The organism is Streptomyces sp. HUAS 31, assembly GCF_028198125.1.
Classification (GTDB): domain Bacteria; phylum Actinomycetota; class Actinomycetes; order Streptomycetales; family Streptomycetaceae; genus Streptomyces; species Streptomyces chartreusis.
In genome coordinates, this window is record NZ_CP116353.1 from 7,258,480 (window position 1) to 7,280,599 (window position 22,120).

Here is a 22,120-nt window from a genome sequence, read left to right on the forward strand (position 1 = left end):
GCGGCCCTCGGCACGACGACTGTCACGGCGCCGAGGGCCCGGCCGGTCGCTGCGGGTGGCCCGGTCAGCCGTTGCGGGCGGGGTGGGTCAGCCTGCCTCGCCCTCCTGACGCCGGCCCTGCCCCGGGGTGCCGGTGGCCTGCAGATCCGCGTCCAGGGCCGACAGGTCCGCGTTGAGGGCCGCCATCAGCTCCTCCATCTGCTGGAGCAGCCCTTTCGGCCGGCCGTTCCCGTCGCTCTGCTGTGGCGCGAATTCCTCGGACATCACGGCCTCCTCGGGCCTCCGGCCCCCCCCAGTGGCAGTGGGCCGACACGGTGACGCTCCGGCTCCGACCGGCCGGGGCGAGGGCCGGGCGGTCCGGCTCCGACCGAGCCAACGATCACCGTCGGGGGCGGTCACTGGCCTGGGCTGACGTCGTCTTCGGCGTTGACGGAATTCACCCGACCGGGTTTGCGGGGGCCAGGGGGACCGGTGCGGTCCACAGGCGTCCCGGCGTGCAGGATGGAGTCATGGATCTTCGCATCTTCACCGAGCCCCAGCAGGGGGCGACCTACGAGACCTTGCTCACCGTGGCGAAGGCCACCGAGGACCTCGGATTCGATGCCTTCTTCCGGTCCGACCACTACTTGAAGATGGGTTCCGGGGACGGTCTGCCCGGGCCCACCGACGCATGGATCACGCTCGCCGGCCTCGCCCGGGAGACCAAGCGGATCCGGCTCGGCACCCTGATGACCGCCGGCACCTTCCGACTTCCCGGCGTGCTCGCCATCCAGGTCGCCCAGGTCGACCAGATGTCCGGGGGCCGCGTCGAACTCGGCCTCGGCGCGGGCTGGTTCGAGGAGGAGCACAAGGCGTACGGCATTCCGTTCCCGAAGGAGAAGTTCGCGCGGCTGGAGGAGCAGCTCGCCATCGTCACCGGGCTGTGGGCGACCGAGGCCGGCGCGACCTTCGACTTCCACGGCACCTACTACGACCTCACCGAGTCGCCCGCCCTGCCCAAGCCCGCGCAGGACAGGATTCCGGTGCTGATCGGCGGCCACGGCGCCACCCGTACGCCGCGGCTGGCCGGCAAGTACGCCGACGAGTTCAACATGCCGTTCGCCTCGATCGAGGACAGCGAGCGGCAGTTCGGGCGGGTGCGGGCCGCCGCCGAGGAGGCCGGCCGCAAGGGCGACGACCTCGTCTACTCCAACGCCCTCGTGGTGTGCGTGGGCAAGGACGACCAGGAGGTCGCCCGCCGCGCCGCCGCGATCGGCCGCGAGGTCGACGAACTGAAGGTCAACGGGCTCGCCGGCTCCCCCGGGGAGGTCGTCGAGAAGATCGGCCGCTACCAGGAGGCGGGCTCACAGCGCGTCTACCTCCAGGTCCTCGACCTGAACGACCTGGACCACCTGGAACTGATCTCCTCCCAGGTCCAGTCCCAGCTCTCGTAACTCCGCACTCGCGGCCCCCGGGAGTACGTCCTCGGGGGCCGTCGTGTGTGCCGAGCTGCGGGGTGGCTACGGCGCGACGGTCGATCCCTGCGCCTCCGCCGGTCCGCCCAGCGCCGACAGTGTGGCCCTCGCGCGGATGCGCAGACGCTCGTCGGCGCGGATGATCTGGTGCTCCAGGCCGAAGTTCACCACGCGGCGGTCGCCGTCCGCCAGGGCGGCCAGTCGGTTCAGGTGGTCCTGTGTGAGGGCGGGTCCGCCCAGTGACGTCAGGGCCTCCAGGGCGGTGTCCGGGTCGGCGTTGTGTTCGGCCGAGTTGAGGACCGGATCGGCCAGTGCCCGGCGCGTCTCGTCCTCGACGCCCATGGCGAGGAGGGCCAGCGCGCAGGCCGGTGCGTGCAGCGGAGTGTCGAGCATGGACTCCAATGCAGGGCGCAGGGGCCGGGCGGCCGGGCCGAGTTGTGCCGCGAGGCGCGCCGCGCGCACTCCGGTCCAGTTGAACCAGGGGCCGTCGGACTCCGCGAGCACCGAGGCGAGGATGCGGACGGACTCGACGGCTTCGCCGGTGATCCGCCACAGGGCCTCGGCCAGTTCGATGTCGGCGTCCAGCCGGGGGATGGTCCGTCCCTGGCCGGGGCCGCCGAGCGCGGCACGCAGGGCCGGCACCAACTCGGCTCCCGCCGAACCGAGTTCGGCACCTCGGCGGGCGGCGTCGCGGATGTCGTACAACTTGCCCGCCAGCCCCGAGCGGACGGCGGTGCGCAGCGGGTCCGCGTCGCCGGTCAGCTCGAACAGCGCGTGTGCCGCGGCAGGGCGGCCCTCCTCTGGGCCATTGCCGGCCGCCTTGCGCAGGCGGTCCTCGACGCGGTCGCGCACCGGGCCGTCGGCCGGGCACAGCGCCACCAGGGCCTTCGGCCCGACGAGCGGCACGCGGGGCAGCGCGTCGAGCAGTTCGGGTATCGCGGCCGACGCCTGGGTGCCCCAAGAGGTCAGCAGCAGCGCGAGATCGATCGCCTCGTTGCCCTGCACACCCGGGTCGGCGAGGCGGCGGCGGACCGCGTCGAGCAGCTCCGACACGAAGGGCAGCGTCGCCGCCCGCGCCGTACCGAGGCCCCGTTCCCCGGCCGCCGCCGTCAGCGCCCGCGGGCGCCCCTGCAGATCGACGGCGAGCAGCCGCGCGGCCCGCTCCGGCGCGACGGCCACGAGGACGGCCAGGGCTTGGTCCGCAATGCGCTCGGTGCCGGTGCCGGTGCCGGTGCCGGTGCCGGTGCCGGAGTCGATGGTGATGCCGGTGGAGGTGTCGGACCGGGAGTCGGCTGCGGAGTCGGAGTCCGTGGAGGTAGCAGCGCCGGCACCGGTTGCGAGCCCCGCGAGCGCGTCCGCGAGAGCCCCGGCCACGTCGGCCGACCCGGCGTCCACCTCGGCCGCCGCGCCGTCCGCCTCGCCGCCCGCCCCACCCGCGGTCTTGCCCAGCAGACCCAACACCCCCGGCGCAGCCGACGGATCCCCGAGCAGTCGGACCAGCGAAGGCAGCAGCCGTCCCGGCGCGCTGCGCGATTGCATGCAGGCGTGGTCGGCGGCCCACACCGCTTCCGCGCGGGCGGCCGGCCCCGGCAGCGCCAACGCGGCCTCCAGCAGCCCGAACGCGGCCTCCCGGTCGTCGGCCGTGGCCCGGCGCAGCAGGATGTCGACGATCGCCTGCAACGGCTCGCGCCGGTCCTCGTCGAACCGTCCGGAGACCAGGTCCTCGGCCGGCAGCAGCTTCAGGACCGTGTCGTGGTGGACGGCGCTCCACGGCAGACCCGCGTCCAGGCAGGCCAGTACACCGGCCAGACGCAGCTCGGCCGGACCCGTCGGATCCAGCGCCACCGTGGCCGCCCCCACGGCCCCGGCCGGATCCAGCCGCACCATCGCGGCGAGCAGCTCCGCCCGCACGAGGGGCTCCACCTCGACAACCCACCGCCGCTCAAGCGCCGCCCAGGTCCCCTCCAGCACGGGCCGAGTTCCCTCCGGCACCGGCCGCGTCCCGTCCGACCCGGGCCGTGTCCCCTCCAACGCCGCCTGCGTTCCCTCCAGCCCCGGACCCGTTCCCTCCAGCACGGGCCGAGTTCCCTCCGGCACCGGCCGCGTCCCGTCCGACCCGGGCCGCGTCCCCTCCAGCGCCGACTGCGTTCCCTCCGGCCCCGGACCCGTTCCCTCCAGCACGGACCGAGTTCCCTCCGGCACCGGCCGCGTCCCGTCCGACCCGGGCCGCGTCACCTCCAGCGCCGACTGCGTTCCCTCCGGCCCCGGACCCGCCCCCTTCGGCGCCGCCCATGTCCGCGAACCCCCAGCCGCATGCCCGCACACCCAGGCCGCCCCCTGCCGTACCTGCGCGTCCCCGGCGTCCAGCAGTGGAAGTACGACGGGCAGCTGGGCCGCGACCGCCGCGCGGCACGCCCCGCGGGGCACCCCGTACTCGTCCTCGCTCTCCGCTATGGAGCCGAGCAGCACCAGCACATCGGCGCTCCGGTACCCGGCCGCCGCCAGGCGTGCCAGGAACGGCACCGCCTCCACCGTGGCCGCGTACACCGTGCCCTGGTGCCAGATGTTGCCGTACAGCTCGTTCAGCGCGGCCCCGGCCGTCTCCGGGTCGTCGTCCGCCAGCGCGCGCAGTACGGCCGGCACGTCCTCCGCACTGCCGTACGCATGCTCCACATCGCCCCAGGGCCGGTCGTCGAGACCGGCGAGAACATCCGCGAGATCCATGGCCGGATCTTGGCAGAGCGCACTGACAACAGGGGCCGGGGGCTGGCACGACCGGAGAAAACCGCAGGTGGTTCCGGTTCGCGCTCGGTAGGTTGTACAGGCTGCGCACCGGCGCGGCGCAGAACCTATCCGAAGGCCCACCACCGTGTTCCTGACCATCACCACCACCGGGACCCCCGAACGCCCCGCGACCGATCTCGGCTTCCTGCTGCACAAGCATCCCGAGAAGGCGCAGCGGTTCTCCACCTCCTACGGCACGGCCCATGTGCTGTACCCCGAGGCGGACGACCAACGCTGCACGGCCGCGCTGCTGCTGGAGGTCGACGCGGTGGCGCTGGTCAGGCGCGGCAAGGGCAAGGGCCGCGGCGGCGCCCCCGACGCGGCGCTCGCGCAGTACGTCAACGACCGCCCCTACGCGGCCTCCTCGCTGCTGGCAGTGGCGCTGAGCGCCGTGTTCTCCAGCGCGATGCGGGGTGTGTGCAACGCCCGTCCCGAGCGCGCCGCCGAGCCGCTGCCGCTGCGCATCGAGGTGCCCTCGCTGCCGGCCCGGGGCGGCCCGGAGCTCGTACGCCGGCTCTTCGAACCGCTCGGCTGGGCCGTGACCGTCGAGCCCGTGCCGCTGGACGTGCGGTTCCCCGAGTGGGGCGACTCGCGCTACGTCCGGCTGGTCCTGGAGTCGCAGGCACTGACCCTCGCCGAGGCCCTGCGGCACCTGTATGTCCTGCTCCCCGTCCTCGACGACGCCAAGCACTACTGGGTCGCCTCCGACGAGGTCGACAAGCTGCTGCGCGCCGGTGAGGGCTGGCTGCCGGACCACCCGGAGCAGAAGCTGATCACCAGCCGGTACCTCTCGCGCCGCTGGTCGCTGACCCGCGAGGCGATGGAGCGGCTGGAGCTGGTGCGGCTGGCGGAGGCCGACGACAGCGAGGTCGAGGACATCGACAACGCCGTGGAGGCCGAGACCGAGGCGGAGGAGAAGCCGACGCCGCTCGCCGTGCAGCGCCGGGACGCGATCCTGGCCGCGCTGAAGGCGTCCGGCGCCGCGCGGGTTCTCGACCTCGGCTGCGGACAGGGCCAGTTGGTGCAGGCCCTGCTCAAGGACCCGGCGTTCACCGAGATCGTGGGCGTGGACGTGTCGATGCGGGCGCTCACCATCGCCGGCCGGCGGCTGAAGCTGGACCGGATGGGCGAGCGGCAGGCCTCGCGCGTACGGCTCTTCCAGTCCTCCCTCGCCTACACCGACAGCCGCCTCAAGGGCTACGACGCGGCCGTGCTCAGCGAGGTCGTCGAGCACCTCGACCTGCCGCGGCTGCCCGCCCTGGAGTACGCGGTGTTCGGCTCCGCCCGCCCGAGGACCGTCCTGGTGACGACCCCGAACGTCGAGTACAACGTCCGCTGGGAGTCCCTCCCGGCCGGCCACGTCCGGCACAGCGACCACCGGTTCGAGTGGACGCGCGAGGAGTTCCGCGCATGGGCGCGGGCGGTCGCCGAACGGCACGGGTACGAGGTGGAGTTCGTGCCCGTGGGGCTCGACGACCCCGAGGTGGGGCCGCCCACGCAGATGGCCATTTTCGAAATGAGCACAGCCGCGATGAACATGACCGACGAGAAGGGGGCGAAGGCCGCATGAACCAGGCGACGAACGGGCGTGTCCTGCCCGTCACCGACCTCTCCCTCGTCGTCCTCGTCGGCGCCTCCGGCTCCGGCAAGTCCACCTTCGCCCGCAGGCACTTCAAGCCCACCGAGGTCATCTCCTCCGACTTCTGCCGCGGCCTGGTCTCCGACGACGAGAACGACCAGAGCGCGACCCGGGACGCCTTCGACGTCCTGCACTACATCGCCGGCAAGCGGCTGGCGGCCGGCCGCCGCACGGTCGTCGACGCCACCAGCGTCCAGCAGGACTCCCGCCGCCAGCTGATCGAGCTCGCGCGCAAGTACGACGTGCTGCCGATAGCCATCGTGCTCGACGTCCCCGAGGAGGTGTGCGCCGAGCGCAACGCGGCCCGCACCGACCGGGCCGACATGCCGCGCCGGGTCATCCAGCGCCACATCCGCGAACTGCGCCGCTCGATCAGGCACCTGGAGCGCGAGGGCTTCCGCAAGGTCCACGTGCTGCGCGGCACGGAGGACGTCGAGAACGCCACCGTCGTCACCGAGAAGCGCTTCAACGACCTCACCCACCTCACCGGCCCCTTCGACATCGTCGGCGACATCCACGGCTGCGCGTCCGAACTGGAGGCGCTGCTCGGCACGCTGGGCTACCGCGACGGCGTGCACCCGGACGGCCGTACCGCCATCTTCGTCGGCGACCTCGTCGACCGTGGCCCGGACAGCCCCGGTGTGCTGCGGCGCGTGATGTCGATGGTGAAGTCGGGCAACGCGCTGTGCGTGCCGGGCAACCACGAGAACAAGTACGGCCGCTACCTCAAGGGCCGCAACGTCCAGCACACCCACGGACTCGCCGAGACCATCGAGCAGATGGAGACCGAGAGCGAGGAGTTCCGCGCCGAGGTGCGGGAGTTCATCGACGGGCTCGTCAGCCACTACGTCCTCGACGGCGGGAAGCTGGTGGTCTGCCACGCCGGTCTGCCCGAGAAGTACCACGGTCGTACATCGGGGCGGGTGCGCTCGCACGCGCTGTACGGCGACACCACCGGGGAGACCGACGAGTTCGGGCTGCCGGTGCGCTACCCGTGGGCGGAGGACTACCGAGGCCGCGCGGCTGTGGTGTACGGCCACACACCGGTCCCGGACGCCACCTGGCTGAACAACACCATCTGCCTGGACACCGGCGCCGTGTTCGGCGGCAAGCTGACCGCGCTGCGCTGGCCGGAGCGCGAGCTCGTCGACGTACCCGCGGAGCAGGTCTGGTACGAGCCGGCGAAGCCGCTGCGGACCGAGGCGCCCGGCGGACACGACGGCCGCCCGCTGGACCTGGCGGACGTGCAGGGGCGCAGGGTCGTGGAGACCCGGCACCAGGGCCGTGTCTCGATCCGTGAGGAGAACGCGGCGGCGGCCCTGGAGGTCATGAGCCGCTTCGCGGTGGACCCGCGGCTGCTGCCGTACCTCCCGCCGACCATGGCGCCGACGGCGACCTCGCACATCGAGGGCTACCTGGAGCACCCGGCGGAGGCCTTCGCGCAGTACCGGGCGGACGGCGTCGAGCGGGTCGTGTGCGAGGAGAAGCACATGGGTTCGCGGGCCGTGGCCCTGGTGTGCCGGGACGCGGAAGCGGCGCGCAAGAAGTTCGGCGCTGACGGCCCGACCGGTTCGCTGTACACCCGCACCGGCCGCCCGTTCTTCGACGACGAGTCGGTGACGGAGACGATCCTCGACCGGATCCGTGCCGCGGCCGGCGAGGCCGGGCTCTGGGACGAGCTTCAGACGGACTGGTTGCTGCTCGACGCCGAGCTGATGCCGTGGTCGCTGAAGGCGTCGGGTCTGCTGCGCTCGCAGTACGCGGCGGTCGGCGCCGCCTCCGGAGCGGTGTTCCCCGGCGCGGTGGCCGCGCTGGAGGGCGCGGCCGCGCGCGGCGTCGACGTGTCGGACCTGCTGGCGCGCCAGCGCGAACGGGCGTCGGACGCCGCCGCGTTCACGGAGGCGTACCGCCGCTACTGCTGGACCACGGACGGCCTCGACGGCGTCCGCCTCGCCCCCTTCCAGGTCCTGGCGGTCCAGGGCCGCAGCCTCACCGGGCTCCCGCACGACGAGCAGCTCGCGCTGCTCGACCGGCTGGTGGAGCACGACGGCAGCGGCCTGCTCCAGACCACCCGGCGCCTGTACGTCGACACCGGTGACCCGGAGTCGGTCCGGGCGGGCGTCGACTGGTGGCTGGAGATGACGGGCCGCGGCGGCGAGGGCATGGTCGTCAAGCCGCTTGGCGCGGTCGTACGCAGCAGCGAGGGCCGCCTGGTGCAGCCCGGCATCAAGTGCCGGGGCCGCGAGTACCTGCGGATCATCTACGGTCCGGAGTACACGCGCCCGGACAACCTGGACCGCCTGCGCAAGAGGTTCCTCAACCACAAGCGGTCCCTCGCCGTCCGCGAGTACGCCCTCGGCCTGGAGGCCCTGGACCGGCTGGCGGAGGGCGAGCCGCTGTGGCGGGTGCACGAGGCGGTGTTCGGGGTGCTGGCGCTGGAGTCGGAGCCGGTGGACCCGCGGCTGTGACCGTCAGTTGACGAGGCGCAGACGGTCCCGGCACACACCGACCCGGACCGTCTGCCCCCAGGTCAGCTCGACCGCGTCCGTCTCCATGCCGTCCCCGAAGGCCACCAGCCGCTCGGACTCGACGGTCAGGCGCAGACGCCTCGCGGCGGCGAGTTCCCCGGCCACCAGTGACGTACCGGTGGCCGGGGAGGGCCAGGCCTCCCGGACGAACCACAGCAGGCGTTCCTCGGTGGGGGAGGGCAGCGGCAGCCGCCCTCCCCGCTCCTGCCACACCGACCGGATCCAGCCGGTCGCCCCCGTCCCGGTGCCGATCAGCACCCCGGACGAGGCCTGGGCCTCGACGACACCCCCGTTGTCCTCCAGGCCCAGGCGGTATCGGGCCGTCTGGTGACCGACGGCGCCCAGGTAGATCTCGTTGAGTGCCACCAGACGCTGTGTGTCGTCGGCGACGGCCTCGACCATGGTGAGTTCGTCGACGTCGCCCCTTGCGGATTGCGCGGACGCGAACAATCCCGCCGCGTCCTCGGGACGGTGCCGCACCAGGACGCCCGGGTTGCGGCCGGGATCGGCGTCGATGCCCAGCACCGGCTGCCCGGCGAGGTACTTGGCCACGTTCGCGACCAGGCCGTCCTGCCCGACCACGACCACCACGTCCTCGGGACCGAACAGGAACCGGTCCAGGTCGGCCCGCTCCACGCGGCTCTGCCGCCAGGTCAGCGGGATCGCGGCGGTCACCTCCGTCAGCGCCCGGCGGGCCCGGCGATGGCGTTCGGCGACCTCCTCGATGTCCCGGCCCCGGGAGGAGAGGAAGAAGGCGGCCTGGCCGTGCGTGCCGTGCCGGGCCACCAACTCCTCGTACTCCGTGGTGCGATGGACGAGGACGACCCGCGGGGCGAGGCTCATTCCCGCGTTCCCAGCCTGGTGAGCAGCCCGGTCAGGACGTCCGGCGAGATCGTCACGCTGTCGATCCGCGGCAGGTTCTCCGCGAGGCGGGTCCCGGTCAGGGCGTTCAGCGTCGCCACGTCCACGTCCCCGTGCACCCGCAGCCAGGCCGCCTGGGCCTGCGCCCGTGCCTCGCCGACCTCACGCGCACCCTCGGCCTCCGCCTTGGCCAGCCGTACGGAGCGAGTGGCCTCCGCTTCGGCCAGTCGTACGGTCCGTGCCGCCTCCGCGTCCGCGAGCCGTACCGTACGGGCCGCCTCCGCCTCGGCCCTGACCGCGTCCGCCGCCGCGTGCTCCTCGGCCTCGCGTCGCGTGTTCGTGCCGCGCTGGTCCACCAACTGCTCCTCGCGGCGGGCGAGTTCGATCTGGCTGGCCAGTTCGTTCTCGGCGATGGCCCGCTCCCGCTCGACGGCGACCGCCCGTCGTTCGTACGTCGCCCGGTCCGCCTCCTGCTGGATCTGCTCACGGGCCGGCGTGCGCAGGGCCCGCTCCACCTCCGGTTCCGGCCGCAGCGCGACGACACGGACGGCGACCACCTCGATGCCGGTCGCGGGAAGCCGCGGCTCCGAGGCGAGTCCCTGCGCGATCCGCTCCCGTACGGCCGTCACGCCGTCGACGAGTGCCGCCGACAGCGGCGTACGGGACAGGACGTCCAGCGCGTGCTGCTGTGCCGTCTCGGTGAGCAGGGTGCCGAGTTGCTCCAGGGGCGCGGCGCGCCAGGTGCCCGAGTCCGGGTCGATCGAGAAGTCGAGGCGGGCGGCGGCCACGGCCGGGTCGCTGAGCCGGTAGGTGACCGTCGCCTGCACGGCGACGTCCTGGAAGTCGGAGGTGCGGGCGTGGAAGGTCATCGCCAGTTCCCGGTCGTCGACGGGGACCTCGGAGATCGCCGCGGTCAGCGCACGGAACCAGAAGCTGAGTCCGGGGCCGTCGTGCAGCAGCCGGGTGCCGCGGTGGTGGCGGATGTGCGCCGTGGGCGCGCCGCGCAGATGGCGCCAGCCCAGGCGCCGGGTGATGTCGGCCATGAGGCCCCCCTCTTTTTCGTCATGTGGACGATAACCGTCCGGCTCGCTTGTCGTCAAGGGGACGAAAAGAAGATGGTGGCAAGCGGGGGGTGAATCGGCTCCGCGATGGTCAGGATGGAGACATGGGATTCCATGTCGACTCCGAGGCCGGGCGGCTGCGCCGCGTCATACTCCACCGGCCCGACCTCGAGCTCAAAAGGCTCACCCCCAGCAACAAGGACGCCCTGCTCTTCGACGACGTGCTGTGGGTGCGCCGGGCGCGCGCCGAGCACGACGGTTTCGCCGACGTGCTGCGTGACCGCGGGGTCACCGTCCACCTGTTCGGCGACCTGCTCACCGAGTCCCTGGAGATCCCGGCGGCCCGTGAGCTCGTCCTGGACCGGGTCTTCGACGAGAAGGAGTACGGGGTGCTCGCCACCGACCACCTCCGCGCGGCCTTCGAAAGCCTCCCGGCGCCCGAACTGGCGGAGGCGCTCGTCGGTGGCATGACCAAGAGGGAGTTCCTGGAGGCGCACCTGGAGCCGACCTCCGTGCGCTTCCACGTCATGGAGCTCGACGACTTCCTGCTCGCGCCCCTGCCCAACCACCTCTTCACCCGGGACACCTCGGCATGGATCTACGACGGTGTCTCCGTCAACGCCATGCGCTGGCCCGCCCGGCAGCGCGAGACGGTGCACTTCGAGGCGATCTACCGGCACCATCCGCTGTTCCGTGACGAGAGGTTCAACGTCTGGTCCGAGGGTCAGGCCGACTTCCCCTCCACCATCGAGGGCGGCGACGTCCTGGTGATCGGCAACGGCGCGGTGCTCATCGGCATGAGTGAGCGGACCACCCCGCAGGCCGTCGAGATGCTCGCCCACAAGTTGTTCGCCGCCGGCTCGGCGCACACGATCGTCGCCCTCGACATGCCGAAGAAGCGTGCGCTGATGCACCTCGACACCGTGATGACGATGGTCGACGGTGATGTCTTCACCCAGTACGCCGGGCTCGGCATGCTCCGCTCGTACACCATCGAACCGGGCACCGGCGAGAAGGAACTGAAGGTCACCGACCATCCGCCGGAGCACATGCACCGCGCGATCGCCGCCGCCCTCGGGCTCAGCGAGATCCGCGTCCTCACCGCGACCCAGGACGTCCACTCCGCCGAGCGCGAGCAGTGGGACGACGGCTGCAACGTGCTGGCCGTCGAGCCGGGTGTCGTGGTCGCCTATGAACGCAACTCCACCACCAACACGCATCTGCGCAAGCAGGGCATCGAGGTGATCGAGATCCCGGGCAGCGAGCTGGGCCGGGGGAGAGGGGGGCCGCGATGCATGAGTTGTCCGGTCGAGCGTGCGGCCGTGTAGGGCCGTACGGAGGCCCGCGAAAACCGGCCGTATAGAAATGCCTATCGTCGTATAGACTTCCAGGGCCCTGTTCACGTACCTCTGGAGCGCCCCCCATGGCGACTGTCCCGAACGCCCTCGCCGGCCGCCACTTCCTCAAGGAGCTCGACCTCACCGAGGAGGAGTTCCTGGGGCTGATCGAGCTGGCCGCGGAGCTGAAGGCCGCCAAGAAGGCCGGCGTCGAGATGCAGTACCTGCGGGGCAGGAACATCGCGCTGATCTTCGAGAAGACCTCGACGCGCACGCGCTGCGCGTTCGAGGTCGCGGCCGCCGACCAGGGTGCCGCCACGACGTACCTGGACCCGTCCGGCTCGCAGATCGGGCACAAGGAGTCCGTGAAGGACACCGCGCGCGTGCTCGGCCGGATGTACGACGGTATCGAATACCGCGGGGACAGCCAGGCGAAGGTGGAGGACCTGGCGGTGTACTCGGGCGTGCCCGTCTACAACGGCCTGACCGACGACTGGCACCCCACCCAGATGCTCGCCGACGTGCTCACCATGACCGAGCACTCGGACAAGCCGCTCAAGGAGATCGCCTTCGCGTACCTGGGTGACGCCCGCTTCAACATGGGCAACTCGTACCTGGTCACCGGCGCGCTGCTCGGCATGGACGTACGGATCGTCGCGCCCGAGGAGTACTGGCCGAACGACGGCGTCGTGGCCCGGGCCCGGAAGCTGGCGGAGGACAGCGGCGCCGTCATCACGCTGACCGAGGACGTCGCCGACGGGGTCCGGGGAGCCGACTTCGTCGCGACCGACGTATGGGTCTCCATGGGGGAGCCCAAGGAGGTCTGGGCCGAGCGGATCGCCGCGCTCGGCCCCTACGCGGTGACCATGGACGTCCTGCGCGCCACCGACAACCCGGACGTCAGGTTCCTGCACTGCCTGCCGGCCTTCCACGACCTCGGCACGAAGGTCGGCCAGGAGATCTTCGAGCAGTACGGTCTTCAGTCGCTGGAGGTCACGGACGAGGTCTTCGAGTCGGAGCACTCGGTGGTCTTCGACGAGGCGGAGAACCGGATGCACACGATCAAGGCCGTCCTGGTGGCCACGCTCGGACGCTAGCCGCGCGGCGGCGCCGCCGGGGCGTCAGAGCGGGCGGCGCTGGGCCGGTACGACCGGCAGTCTGAACCACACCGCCTTGCCGGAGCCCGTCGGGCGGTGACCGCAGGACGAGCTGAGGGTGCGGATCAGGAGCAGGCCGCGGCCGTGCTCCTGCCAGGGGTCGGGCTCACCCCGGGTGGGGTGCGTCAGATTGCCCGGCGGGGCCGGGTCCGGGTCGTGCACCTCGACCTGGCAGCCGGACGGCAGCAACTCCACCACGAGCTCTATCGGGCCGCTTCCCGCGGTGTGCTCCACGGCGTTCGCGACCAGCTCCGCCGTGAGCAGCTCCGCCGTGTCGCTGTCCGCGGCATGCTCCAGCTCCGCCAGCGCCGTACGGACCAGTGCGCGTGCGACGGGCACGGCCGCTGTGGTGTGCGGCAGCGCGATACGCCATGAGGCGGAGGCGGCGGAGCGATCGTGCAAGGCGGGTCCGTTCATGAGCAGGCTGTCCTGCTTTCAACCTTATGAATGGTACGGCGCCCCCCGGCGAGGCCGCTCGTCGGGCGCCGTTCGGGACCTGCGGCCCCGACTGACATGCGGCTTACCCAGATGAACGGTCGGCCGCGCACGGCTGATCCCGCCGTTACGGGGGTGTCGCCGACCCGTGACGGATGTGACGCCGCCGGGTCACGGCACCCCGGCTATCGCGCACTCGTGACGACAGTCAAAGTTGAGTGATAACTTCGAGGGGAAGAGCTCGGAGGGTAGAGCTCACTGAGCCAGTGCCCGCCGTCCGCCCGAGGAGGCCGCACGTCATGAGTCCCTTCACCGGCTCCGCCGCCCGTACCCCCGACTGGAAACACCTGCGGGTCGAGCACGCCGACGGGGTCGTCACCGTCACCCTCGCCCGCCCCGAAAAACTCAACGCGCTCACTTTCGGCGCCTACGCCGACCTGCGCGATCTGCTCGCGGAGCTGTCCCGGGAGAAGGCGGTACGGGCCCTGGTGCTGGCCGGCGAGGGCCGCGGCTTCTGCTCCGGCGGCGACGTCGACGAGATCATCGGCGCGACCCTCGCCATGGACACCGCCCAGCTCCTCGACTTCAACCGCATGACCGGGCAGACCGTCCGGGCGATCCGGGAGTGCCCGTTCCCGGTGATCGCGGCCGTGCACGGGGTGGCGGCCGGAGCCGGTGCCGTGCTCGCGCTCGCGGCCGACTTCCGGGTCGCCGACCCCACCGCACGCTTCGCGTTCCTCTTCACCCGGGTCGGCCTGTCCGGCGGCGACATGGGCGCCGCGTATCTGCTGCCCAGGGTCGTCGGCCTCGGCCACGCGACCCGGCTGCTGATGCTGGGCGAACCGGTCCGGGCCCCCGAGGCCGAGCGGATCGGCCTCATCAGCGAACTGACGGAGGAGGGCGGCGCGGACGCAGCCGCGGCGGCCCTCGCCCGCCGCCTGGCCGACGGCCCGGCCCTCGCGTACGCCCAGACGAAGGCGCTGCTGACGGCCGAGCTGGACATGCCGCTCGCGGCGGCCGTGGAGATGGACGCGTCGACGCAGGCCCTGCTGATGAACGGCGAGGACTACGCGGAGTTCCACGCGTCCTTCACGGAGAAGCGCCCGCCGAAGTGGCGAGGGAGGTAGGGCATGCTCTCGACCAAGGGGACCGGGCCGACCTCATCAGGGGCGCGGGGCTGTGTTGAATCTGCGGCTACCGCCGCGCGGGCGCGACCAGCCCCCACCAGCCCGCAGCCGCCGACGACGCCCAGCCACCCCCTACGCGTCGCCATCATCGGCGGCGGCCCCGGAGGGCTCTACGCCGCGGCGTTGCTCAAACGCCTCGACCCCACCCGCGAGATCACCGTCTGGGAACGCAACGCCCCCGACGACACCTTCGGCTTCGGCGTCGTCCTCTCCGACGAGACCCTCGGTGGCATCGAACACGCCGACCCCGCGGTCTACGAGGCGATGCAGGCCGGCTTCGTGCGGTGGGACGACATCGACATCGTGCACCGAGGAGCCCGGCACACCTCCGGAGGACACGGCTTCGCCGCCCTCGGCAGGAAACGCCTCCTGGAGATCCTGCACGACCGCTGCCGCGACCTCGGCGTGGAACTCCGCTTCCGCACCGAGGCCCTCGATCCGGCCGGGCTCGCGGACACGTACGACCTGGTCATCGCCGCCGACGGTGTGAACAGCGCCACCCGCGAGGCCTACGCCCATGTGTTCCGCCCACATGTGGCCACCCACCACTGCCGGTACATCTGGCTCGCCGCGGACTTCGCCTTCGACGCCTTCCGCTTCGAGATCGCCGAGACCGAGCACGGCGTGATGCAGCTGCACGGCTACCCGTACGCGGCCGACGCCTCCACCGTGATCGTCGAGATGCGCGAAGAGGTCTGGCAGGCCGCCGGGTTCGCGGAACTCGACGAACAGGGGTCCGTCGACCGCTGCGCCAAGATCTTCGCGGACGCGCTGCGCGGACGGCCGCTGAAGTCCAACAAGTCGGCCTGGACCACCTTCCGCACCGTCGTCAACGAGCACTGGTCGCACGGCAACGTCGTCCTGCTCGGCGACGCCGCCCACACCGCCCACTTCTCCATCGGCTCCGGTACCAAGCTCGCCGTCGAGGACGCCCTGGCGCTCGCCGCCTGCCTGGAGGAACAGCCCGACATCGCGAGCGCGCTCAGCGCGTACGAGGAGGAGCGCAAGCCGGTCGTGGCCTCCACCCAGCGGGCCGCCCGCGCCAGCCTGGAGTGGTTCGAGAACCTCGGGTTCTACCTCGACCAGCCGCCCCTGCAGTTCGCCTTCAACCTGCTCACCCGCAGCCGCCGCGTCACCCACGACAACCTGCGTCTGCGTGACGCCGGCTTCACCGGGGCCGTGGAACGCGACTTCGGCTGCCCCACCGGCACGCCGCCGATGTTCACCCCGTTCCGGCTGCGCGGCCTGACCCTGCGCAACCGGGTCGTCGTGTCCCCCATGGACATGTACTCGGCCACGGACGGCGTCCCCGGCGACTTCCATCTCGTCCACCTCGGCTCCCGGGCCCTCGGCGGCGCCGGCCTGGTGATGACCGAGATGGTGTGCGTCAGCCCCGAGGGACGCATCACCCCCGGCTGCACCGGCCTCTACACCGGCAGGCAGGCCGACTCCTGGAAGCGCGTCGTCCAGTTCGTGCACACCCAGGCACCCGGCACCGCGATAGGGGTGCAGCTCGGCCACAGCGGGCGCAAGGGCTCGACCAAGCTGATGTGGGAGGGCATGGACGAGCCGCTGGACGACGGCAACTGGCCGCTCGTGGCCGCGTCCCCGATCCCCTACAAGCCGGACAGCCAGACCCCGCGCGAACTCAGCCGCTCCCAGCTCACCGACATCCGCGAGCAGTTCACGTCCGCCGCCTGGCGCGCCGCCCGCGCCGGCTTCGACCTCCTCGAACTGCACTGCGCGCACGGCTATCTGCTCTCCGGCTTCCTCTCCCCGCTCACCAACCGGCGCACCGACGCCTACGGCGGCACCCTGGAGAAACGACTCCGCTTCCCACTGGAGGTCTTCGACGCCGTACGCAACGTATGGCCCGAGGAGCGGCCCATGACCGTCCGTATCTCCGCCACCGACTGGGCCGAGGGCGGCACCGGCGCCGACGACGCCGTGGAGATCGCCCGCGCCTTCGCCGCGCACGGCGCCGACGCCATCGACGTGTCGACCGGGCAGGTCGTGGCCGACGAACGCCCGGAGTTCGGACGGTCGTACCAGACGCCGTACGCGGACCGGATCCGCCGCACCACCGGCCTGCCCGTGATCGCGGTCGGCGCGATCTCCTCCTGGGACGACGTCAACTCCCTCATCCTGGCGGGCCGCACGGACCTGTGCGCCCTCGCCCGCCCCCACCTCTACGACCCGAACTGGACCCTGCACGCGGCGGCCGAGCAGGGCTACGACGGTCCGGGCGTCGTCTGGCCGGCCCCGTACCGGGCGGGCAGCCGCCGACCCCAGACCGGACGCACCGACGCCCCCAAGCCCCGGTTGACGCTGGGGACTTGAGGGCCGTTGGGCGGGTGCGGGCGGTTACAGCTCGACCATGCCCGCGGTCAGCGTCGTGCCGTCCGCCGGATCGATGATCAGGAACGCGCCCGTGCGCCGAGAGGTCGCGTAGTCGTCCAGTGCCAGCGGCTCGGCCGTGCGCAGGCCGATCCGGCCGAGGTCGTTCGCGGTCAGCTCGGCGGCGCCGGCCAGGTCCTTGACGACCGCCTTCACGGTCCGCGTCGTGTGCCGGACCAGCACGCGGTCCCCGACCTTCAGGGGCCGGTCGGCCAGATGGCAGACCGCCGCCCGCACCTCCTGAGTGAGCACCGGGACGTCGACGCCCGCCGTGATCATGTCGCCGCGCGAGACGTCCCGCTGGTCGGCGAGACGCACACTGATCGACTGCGGCGCGCGGGCCACCGCGACACCCGTGCCGAGGACGTCGATGCCGGTGATCTCGGACGTCTCGCCGGACGGGTGCACGGTCACCCGGTCGCCGACCCGCAGCGCTCCGGACGCCAACTGGCCCGCGTAGTGGCGGGTTTCGCCGTGCCGGATGGCGTACTGGACGGGGAAGCGGGCGGGCGCGTCCGCCGGGTCGGCGCCGACGGGGACGCCCTCCAGGAACTCCAGCATCGCCGGGCCCGTGTACCAGCCCATGTGGGCGGAGCGCTCCACGACGTTGTCGCCGACCAGCGCCGAGACGGGGATCGGTGTGAAGCCGGGCAGACCCAGCTCGGCCGCGTGGCCCGCGAAGTCCTCGACGATCCGGTCGAACTCCTTCTCCCCGTACCCGACCAGGTCCATCTTGTTGACGGCCAGGACCACATGGGGCACCCGGAGCAGGGCGGCGACGGCGGCGTGCCGGCACGTCTGCTCGACCATGCCGTTGCGTGCGTCGACCAGGATGATCGCGAGCTCCGCGGTGGAGGCCCCGGTGACCATGTTGCGGGTGTACTGCACATGGCCCGGGGTGTCGGCGAGGATGAACCGGCGCCGGGGCGTGGCGAAGTAGCGGTACGCCACGTCGATGGTGATGCCCTGCTCCCGCTCGGCGCGCAGGCCGTCGGTGAGCAGCGCGAGGTCGGGTGCGTCCTGGCCACGGCTGCGGGAGGCGTGTTCCACGGCCTCCAACTGGTCGGCGAGGACGGACTTGGAGTCGTGCAGCAGCCGGCCGACGAGGGTGGACTTGCCGTCGTCGACGGAACCGGCCGTCGCGAAGCGCAGGGTGTCGACGCCGCCGACAGCCGTGCTGGCCGTGCTGGTCGTGTTGGTCGTGCCGGTCATGCCTAGAAGTACCCCTCGCGCTTACGGTCCTCCATCGCGGCCTCGGAGAGCTTGTCGTCGGCGCGGGTGGCGCCGCGCTCGGTGAGGCGGGAGGCGGCGATCTCGACGATCACCCTGTCGATGGTGTCGGCGTCGGAGTCCACGGCGCCGGTGCAGGACATGTCGCCGACGGTGCGATAGCGGACCTGCCGCTTCTCGACGGTCTCGCCGTCCTTGGGCCCGCCCCACTCGCCGGCGGTAAGCCACATGTCGCCGCGCCGGAACACCTCACGTTGATGGGCGTAGTAGATGTTCGGGAGCTCTATGTGCTCGCGCGCTATGTACTGCCACACGTCCAGCTCGGTCCAGTTGGACAGCGGGAACACACGGACGTGCTCGCCGGGGGCGTGCCGGCCGTTGTACAGGTTCCACAGCTCGGGCCGCTGCCGGCGCGGGTCCCACTGGGAGAACTCGTCCCGGAGACTGAACACCCGCTCCTTGGCCCGTGCCTTCTCCTCGTCCCGGCGTCCGCCGCCGAAGACCGCGTCGAACTTCTCGCTCTGGATCTTCTCCGTCAGCGGCAGCGTCTGGAGCGGGTTACGGGTGCCGTCGGGACGTTCGCGCAGCACACCCCGGTCGATGTAGTCCTGTACGGAGGCCACATGGAGCCGGAGCTCATGTGCGGCCACCACACGGTCGCGATAGTCGATGACCTCGGGGAAGTTGTGCCCGGTGTCGACGTGCAGCAGCGCGAACGGCACCGGCGCCGGCGTGAACGCCTTCAGCGCCAGGTGCAGCATGACGATGGAGTCCTTGCCGCCGGAGAACAGGATCACCGGCCGCTCGAACTCACCCGCCACCTCGCGGAAGATGTGCACCGCCTCGGACTCCAGCGCGTCCAGGTGCGAAAGCGCGGACCCCGTCACAGCAGTCCCCGCTCCGCCAGCACGGCGTACACCGCGTCGGCCGACTCCTGCGGCGACTGGAGCTGTGTGGGCAGGACCAGACAGGGATCCGACGGCGGCTCGTACGGGTCGTCGACGCCGGTGAGCCCGGTCAACCGACCCGCGGCCTGCCTGGCGTACAGCCCCTTCACGTCCCGTTCGCTGCACACCTCGACCGGGGTCGCCACATGCACCTCGACGTACGGCGTCCCGCTCGCCTCGTGCCTCTTGCGGACCGCCTCGCGGCTGTCGGCGTACGGGGCGATGACCGGGACGACGGACAGCACGCCGTTGCGCGCGAGGACCTCCGAGACCAGGCCGATGCGCTGCACGTTGGTGTTGCGGTCCTCCCGTGAGAAGCCCAGGCCCGCGGAGAGGAAACGCCGGATCTCGTCGCCGTCGAGGACCTCCACGCGGTGTCCCTCGGTCTTCAGACGGTCTCCGAGCAGCCGGGCGATCGTGGTCTTGCCCGCGCTCGGCAGCCCCGTCAGCCAGACCGTGGCTCCCCGGGTTCTTGGCGTGGTGGTCATGCGCAACAGTCCTCATCTCTTACCTGCGGACGACCCGATGGACGCTAGGTAAGAAACTTGAGAGGAGCCGCAGAGGAACCTGAGGGTTCCGTTAGTGGCACATGGTGTGCCCGGGGTCACAGACCGGCGTACGTGGCCCCCGCGTCGCGCAGACGCTCGTGCAGTCCCCGGAAGACGGCGGCCGAGCGCGAGCCCGGCCAGTCCTCGGGCAGCAGCCGGGCGGGCAGCCCGGGGTCGGTGTAGGGGAGGTGGCGCCAGGAGTCCAGGGCGAGGAGATAGTCGCGGTACGCCTCCTCGGGCGGGGTGTCGCTCCGCCGCTCCCAGTCGCGCAGCACCGGCTCGTGCCGGTCGAGGAACGCGTCGTGCTCCTTGGCGATCGCGGCCAGGTCCCACCAGCGGGCCACAGCCTCCGCGGTGGGCGTGAAGCCGAGGTGCTCGCCGCGGAAGAAGTCGACGTACTCGTCCAGGCGCAGCCGCTGAAGGGTGTGCCTGGCCTCCTCGTGGAGCCGCGCCGGCGCGATCCACACACCGGGCGCCGCCGTACCGAAGCCGAGGCCGGCCAGCCGGGAGCGCAGCACGTGCCGCTTCTGCCGCTCCGACTCCGGGACCGAGAACACCGCGAGCACCCAGCCCTCGTCGTCGGGCGGCGTGGCGGTGTAGATGCGGCGGTCGCCGTCGTCGAGCAACTGACGCGCGTCCGGCGACAGTTCGTACCCGGCCGCGCCCTGCGCCGTACGGGCGGGCAGCAGCAGCCCGCGCCGCTTCAGCCGGGACACCGACGAGCGGACGGACGGGGCGTCCACGCCGACCGCGGCCAGCAGTCTGATCAGCTCCGCGACCGGCACGGGGCCGGGCATGTGGCGGCCGTAGGCGCCGTAGAGCGTGACAATCAGAGACCGTGGTGCATGTTGGTCGGACACGTTGATCATCTTAGGTCGTACGGATCAGTGCCGGTCACCCTGTGGGCCACCGCCGTCGCGCAGTCGGAACCGCTGGAGCTTTCCGGTCGCGGTGCGCGGCAGCGCGTCCAGGAAGACGATCTCGCGCGGGGACTTGTACGGCGCCAACTCCGCCTTGACGAAAGCGCGCAGGGCCTCCGCGTCGCGTCGCGCACCCTCTCTGAGCACGGTGTACGCCACGACGACCTGGCCGCGCGCCTCGTCGGGCCGCCCCACCACCGCCGTCTCCAGGACGTCCGGGTGGCGCAGCAGGGCCTCCTCGACCTCCGGGCCGGCGATGTTGTAACCGGCCGAGATGATCATGTCGTCCGCGCGGGCCACATAGCGGAAGTAGCCATCACCCTCCCGGACGTAGGTGTCACCGGTGACGTTCCAGCCGTGGCGCACGTACTCGCGTTGCCGCGGGTCGGCGAGGTAGCGGCAGCCGACGGGGCCGCGCACGGCCAGCAGGCCCGGCTCCCCGTCGGGCAGGTCCCGCCCCTCGTCGTCGACCACGCGCGCGTGCCAGCCGGGGACGGGTACGCCGGTCGTCCCGGGCCTGATGTGCTCGTCGGCGGCGGAGATGAAGATGTGCAGCAGTTCGGTGGCGCCGATGCCGTTGATGATGCGCAGCCCGGTCCGCTCCTGCCAGGCCTGCCAGGTGGCGGCGGGCAGGTTCTCGCCCGCCGAGACACAGCGGCGCAGGGAGGAGATGTCGTTCGAGTCGAGCTCGTCGAGCATCGCGCGGTACGCCGTCGGGGCCGTGAACAGCACCGACACCCGGTGCTCGGCGATCGAGGGCAACAGCTGCTTGGGGCCGGCCTGTTCGAGGAGCAGGGCGCTGGCGCCGGCCCGCATCGGGAAGACGACCAGTCCGCCCAGCCCGAAGGTGAAGCCGAGCGGCGGACTGCCGGCGAAGACATCGTCCACATGTGGTTGCAGCACATGTTCCGAGAAGGTGTCGGCTATCGCGAGCAGATCCCGGTGGAAGTGCATACAGCCCTTGGGCCGTCCGGTGGTCCCGGAGGTGAAGGCGATGAGCGCGACGTCGTCGCAGGCGGTGTCGACGGTCGGGTACGGCGTGTCGGGCGCCGGGCGGCGCAGCAGGTCGTCGGGGGCGTCGCCGCCGTACGTCGCGATGCGCAGGTCGGGTATCTCGGCCTTGGCGAGGTCGTCCACGGCGCGGATGTCGCACAGCGCGTGCCGCACCTGGGCGATCTCGCACATGGTCCGCAGCTCGTGCGGGCGCTGCTGGGCCAGCACGGTGACGGCGACCGCGCCCGCCTTCAGCACGGCCAGCCAGCAGGCGGCCAGCCACGGTGTGGTCGGGCCGCGCAGCAGCACCCGGTTGCCCGGAACGACGCCGAGGTCACTGGTGAGCACATGGGCGAGCCGGTCCACCCGGGCCCGCAGTGTGCCGTACGTCCATGTGTCGCCGGCCGGGGTGTGGAACACGGGCCGGTCGTCGTCGGGGCCGTCGAGCAGCTCGGACGCGGCGTTGAGCCGTTCGGGGTAGCGCAGCCCCGGCAGGTCGAAACGGAGCTCGGGCCACTGGTCGGGCGGTGGCAGGTGCTCACGGGCGAAGGTGTCGACGTGGGCGGATCGGTGCAGACCGGCCATGGCGGTTCGCCCCCTTGCCTTGTGGGCTGCCTTACGGGCGTGGTGCGTATCGGGCGT

Annotated in this window: 17 protein-coding genes; 7 read left to right on the forward strand and 10 right to left on the reverse strand. The window is 72.0% G+C overall.

Going from position 1 to position 22,120, the window contains the following annotated elements:
• Positions 1–87: 87 nt before the first annotated feature.
• Positions 88–264, reverse strand: coding sequence for a hypothetical protein (locus PGH47_RS32240; protein ID WP_167537681.1), 177 nt, complete (start codon positions 262–264; stop codon positions 88–90).
• A 245-nt stretch (positions 265–509) separates the two neighbouring features.
• Here PGH47_RS32240 and PGH47_RS32245 point away from each other — a divergent pair, with 245 nt between their 5' ends.
• Positions 510–1,433 (forward strand): LLM class F420-dependent oxidoreductase, encoded by a 924-nt coding sequence (locus PGH47_RS32245; RefSeq protein ID WP_271666291.1) that lies wholly within the window; start codon positions 510–512, stop codon positions 1,431–1,433.
• 66 nt (positions 1,434–1,499) lie between these two features.
• On the opposite strand, the gene PGH47_RS32250 is transcribed toward PGH47_RS32245, so the two are convergent.
• Positions 1,500–4,178, reverse strand: coding sequence for a hypothetical protein (locus tag PGH47_RS32250; protein ID WP_271666292.1), 2,679 nt, complete (start codon positions 4,176–4,178; stop codon positions 1,500–1,502).
• A 145-nt stretch (positions 4,179–4,323) separates the two neighbouring features.
• Here PGH47_RS32250 and PGH47_RS32255 point away from each other — a divergent pair, with 145 nt between their 5' ends.
• Both PGH47_RS32255 and PGH47_RS32260 read left to right on the forward strand, forming a co-directional pair.
• Positions 4,324–5,808, forward strand: coding sequence for a 3' terminal RNA ribose 2'-O-methyltransferase Hen1 (locus PGH47_RS32255; protein ID WP_271666293.1), 1,485 nt, complete (start codon positions 4,324–4,326; stop codon positions 5,806–5,808).
• A complete protein-coding gene (locus tag PGH47_RS32260; protein WP_271666294.1) occupies positions 5,805–8,345 on the forward strand; it encodes a polynucleotide kinase-phosphatase in 2,541 nt (846 codons plus the stop codon). The genes PGH47_RS32255 and PGH47_RS32260 overlap by 4 nt, the downstream gene beginning before the upstream one ends.
• A gap of 3 nt (positions 8,346–8,348) precedes the next feature.
• Here PGH47_RS32260 and PGH47_RS32265 read toward each other — a convergent pair whose 3' ends face one another.
• Entirely contained in the window at positions 8,349–9,248 is a 900-nt protein-coding gene (locus tag PGH47_RS32265) for a hypothetical protein (RefSeq protein ID WP_271666295.1), read from the reverse strand.
• Positions 9,245–10,309 carry an SPFH domain-containing protein gene (locus tag PGH47_RS32270; RefSeq protein ID WP_271666296.1) on the reverse strand — a complete coding sequence of 355 codons (1,065 nt, stop codon included), beginning with the start codon at positions 10,307–10,309 and terminating at the stop codon, positions 9,245–9,247. The genes PGH47_RS32265 and PGH47_RS32270 overlap by 4 nt, the downstream gene beginning before the upstream one ends.
• Positions 10,310–10,431: 122 nt before the next feature.
• On the opposite strand from PGH47_RS32270, the gene PGH47_RS32275 reads away from it, so the two are divergent.
• Together PGH47_RS32275 and argF are read left to right on the forward strand one after the other, a co-directional pair.
• On the forward strand, positions 10,432–11,655 hold the full coding sequence (locus PGH47_RS32275; RefSeq protein ID WP_271666297.1) for an arginine deiminase: 1,224 nt from the start codon (positions 10,432–10,434) through the stop codon (positions 11,653–11,655).
• Between the two features lie 95 nt (positions 11,656–11,750).
• Positions 11,751–12,761: an ornithine carbamoyltransferase gene (argF, locus tag PGH47_RS32280; protein ID WP_271666298.1), complete on the forward strand. Its 1,011-nt coding sequence runs from the start codon at positions 11,751–11,753 to the stop codon at positions 12,759–12,761.
• Positions 12,762–12,785: 24 nt separating this feature from the next.
• On the opposite strand, the gene PGH47_RS32285 is transcribed toward argF, so the two are convergent.
• Positions 12,786–13,238: an ATP-binding protein gene (locus tag PGH47_RS32285; RefSeq protein WP_126901692.1), complete on the reverse strand. Its 453-nt coding sequence runs from the start codon at positions 13,236–13,238 to the stop codon at positions 12,786–12,788.
• 317 nt (positions 13,239–13,555) lie between these two features.
• Here PGH47_RS32285 and PGH47_RS32290 point away from each other — a divergent pair, with 317 nt between their 5' ends.
• Together PGH47_RS32290 and PGH47_RS32295 are read left to right on the forward strand one after the other, a co-directional pair.
• Positions 13,556–14,383 carry an enoyl-CoA hydratase family protein gene (locus PGH47_RS32290; RefSeq protein WP_271666299.1) on the forward strand — a complete coding sequence of 276 codons (828 nt, stop codon included), beginning with the start codon at positions 13,556–13,558 and terminating at the stop codon, positions 14,381–14,383.
• A gap of 3 nt (positions 14,384–14,386) precedes the next feature.
• A complete protein-coding gene (locus PGH47_RS32295) occupies positions 14,387–16,783 on the forward strand; it encodes a bifunctional salicylyl-CoA 5-hydroxylase/oxidoreductase (protein WP_271666300.1) in 2,397 nt (798 codons plus the stop codon).
• Positions 16,784–16,807: 24 nt separating this feature from the next.
• Here the strand turns inward: PGH47_RS32295 and PGH47_RS32300 are convergent, their stop codons facing one another.
• From PGH47_RS32300 to PGH47_RS32320, 5 genes are all read right to left on the reverse strand, one after another.
• On the reverse strand, positions 16,808–18,052 hold the full coding sequence (locus PGH47_RS32300; protein ID WP_271666301.1) for a sulfate adenylyltransferase subunit 1: 1,245 nt from the start codon (positions 18,050–18,052) through the stop codon (positions 16,808–16,810).
• Positions 18,053–18,054: 2 nt separating this feature from the next.
• Positions 18,055–18,957, reverse strand: a complete 903-nt coding sequence (gene cysD / locus PGH47_RS32305; RefSeq protein ID WP_271666302.1) for a sulfate adenylyltransferase subunit CysD — start codon at positions 18,955–18,957, stop codon at positions 18,055–18,057.
• Positions 18,954–19,505 carry an adenylyl-sulfate kinase gene (cysC, locus tag PGH47_RS32310; protein ID WP_271666303.1) on the reverse strand — a complete coding sequence of 184 codons (552 nt, stop codon included), beginning with the start codon at positions 19,503–19,505 and terminating at the stop codon, positions 18,954–18,956. The genes cysD and cysC overlap by 4 nt, the downstream gene beginning before the upstream one ends.
• Before the next feature lie 116 nt (positions 19,506–19,621).
• Complete coding sequence (locus PGH47_RS32315; RefSeq protein ID WP_271666304.1) at positions 19,622–20,434, reverse strand: PaaX family transcriptional regulator; 813 nt, start codon at positions 20,432–20,434, stop codon at positions 19,622–19,624.
• Positions 20,435–20,449: 15 nt separating this feature from the next.
• The gene (locus tag PGH47_RS32320; RefSeq protein ID WP_271666305.1) at positions 20,450–22,063 is read right to left on the reverse strand and encodes an AMP-binding protein; all 1,614 of its coding nucleotides are present in this window, start codon (positions 22,061–22,063) and stop codon (positions 20,450–20,452) included.
• Between the last annotated feature and the right edge of the window lie 57 nt (positions 22,064–22,120).

What these genes read in the sequence shown, in the direction of transcription:
- PGH47_RS32240 (WP_167537681.1), bottom strand. Translation starts at nt 264, where the DNA reads ATGTCCGAGGAATTCGCGCCACAGCAGAGCGACGGGAACGGCCGGCCG.
- PGH47_RS32245 (WP_271666291.1), top strand. Translation starts at nt 510, where the DNA reads ATGGATCTTCGCATCTTCACCGAGCCCCAGCAGGGGGCGACCTACGAG.
- PGH47_RS32250 (WP_271666292.1), bottom strand. Translation starts at nt 4,178, where the DNA reads ATGGATCTCGCGGATGTTCTCGCCGGTCTCGACGACCGGCCCTGGGGC.
- PGH47_RS32260 (WP_271666294.1), top strand. Translation starts at nt 5,805, where the DNA reads ATGAACCAGGCGACGAACGGGCGTGTCCTGCCCGTCACCGACCTCTCC.
- PGH47_RS32265 (WP_271666295.1), bottom strand. Translation starts at nt 9,248, where the DNA reads ATGAGCCTCGCCCCGCGGGTCGTCCTCGTCCATCGCACCACGGAGTAC.
- PGH47_RS32270 (WP_271666296.1), bottom strand. Translation starts at nt 10,309, where the DNA reads ATGGCCGACATCACCCGGCGCCTGGGCTGGCGCCATCTGCGCGGCGCG.
- PGH47_RS32275 (WP_271666297.1), top strand. Translation starts at nt 10,432, where the DNA reads ATGGGATTCCATGTCGACTCCGAGGCCGGGCGGCTGCGCCGCGTCATA.
- argF (WP_271666298.1), top strand. Translation starts at nt 11,751, where the DNA reads ATGGCGACTGTCCCGAACGCCCTCGCCGGCCGCCACTTCCTCAAGGAG.
- PGH47_RS32285 (WP_126901692.1), bottom strand. Translation starts at nt 13,238, where the DNA reads ATGAACGGACCCGCCTTGCACGATCGCTCCGCCGCCTCCGCCTCATGG.
- PGH47_RS32290 (WP_271666299.1), top strand. Translation starts at nt 13,556, where the DNA reads ATGAGTCCCTTCACCGGCTCCGCCGCCCGTACCCCCGACTGGAAACAC.
- PGH47_RS32295 (WP_271666300.1), top strand. Translation starts at nt 14,387, where the DNA reads ATGCTCTCGACCAAGGGGACCGGGCCGACCTCATCAGGGGCGCGGGGC.
- PGH47_RS32300 (WP_271666301.1), bottom strand. Translation starts at nt 18,052, where the DNA reads ATGACCGGCACGACCAACACGACCAGCACGGCCAGCACGGCTGTCGGC.
- cysC (WP_271666303.1), bottom strand. Translation starts at nt 19,505, where the DNA reads ATGACCACCACGCCAAGAACCCGGGGAGCCACGGTCTGGCTGACGGGG.
- PGH47_RS32315 (WP_271666304.1), bottom strand. Translation starts at nt 20,434, where the DNA reads ATGATCAACGTGTCCGACCAACATGCACCACGGTCTCTGATTGTCACG.
- PGH47_RS32320 (WP_271666305.1), bottom strand. Translation starts at nt 22,063, where the DNA reads ATGGCCGGTCTGCACCGATCCGCCCACGTCGACACCTTCGCCCGTGAG.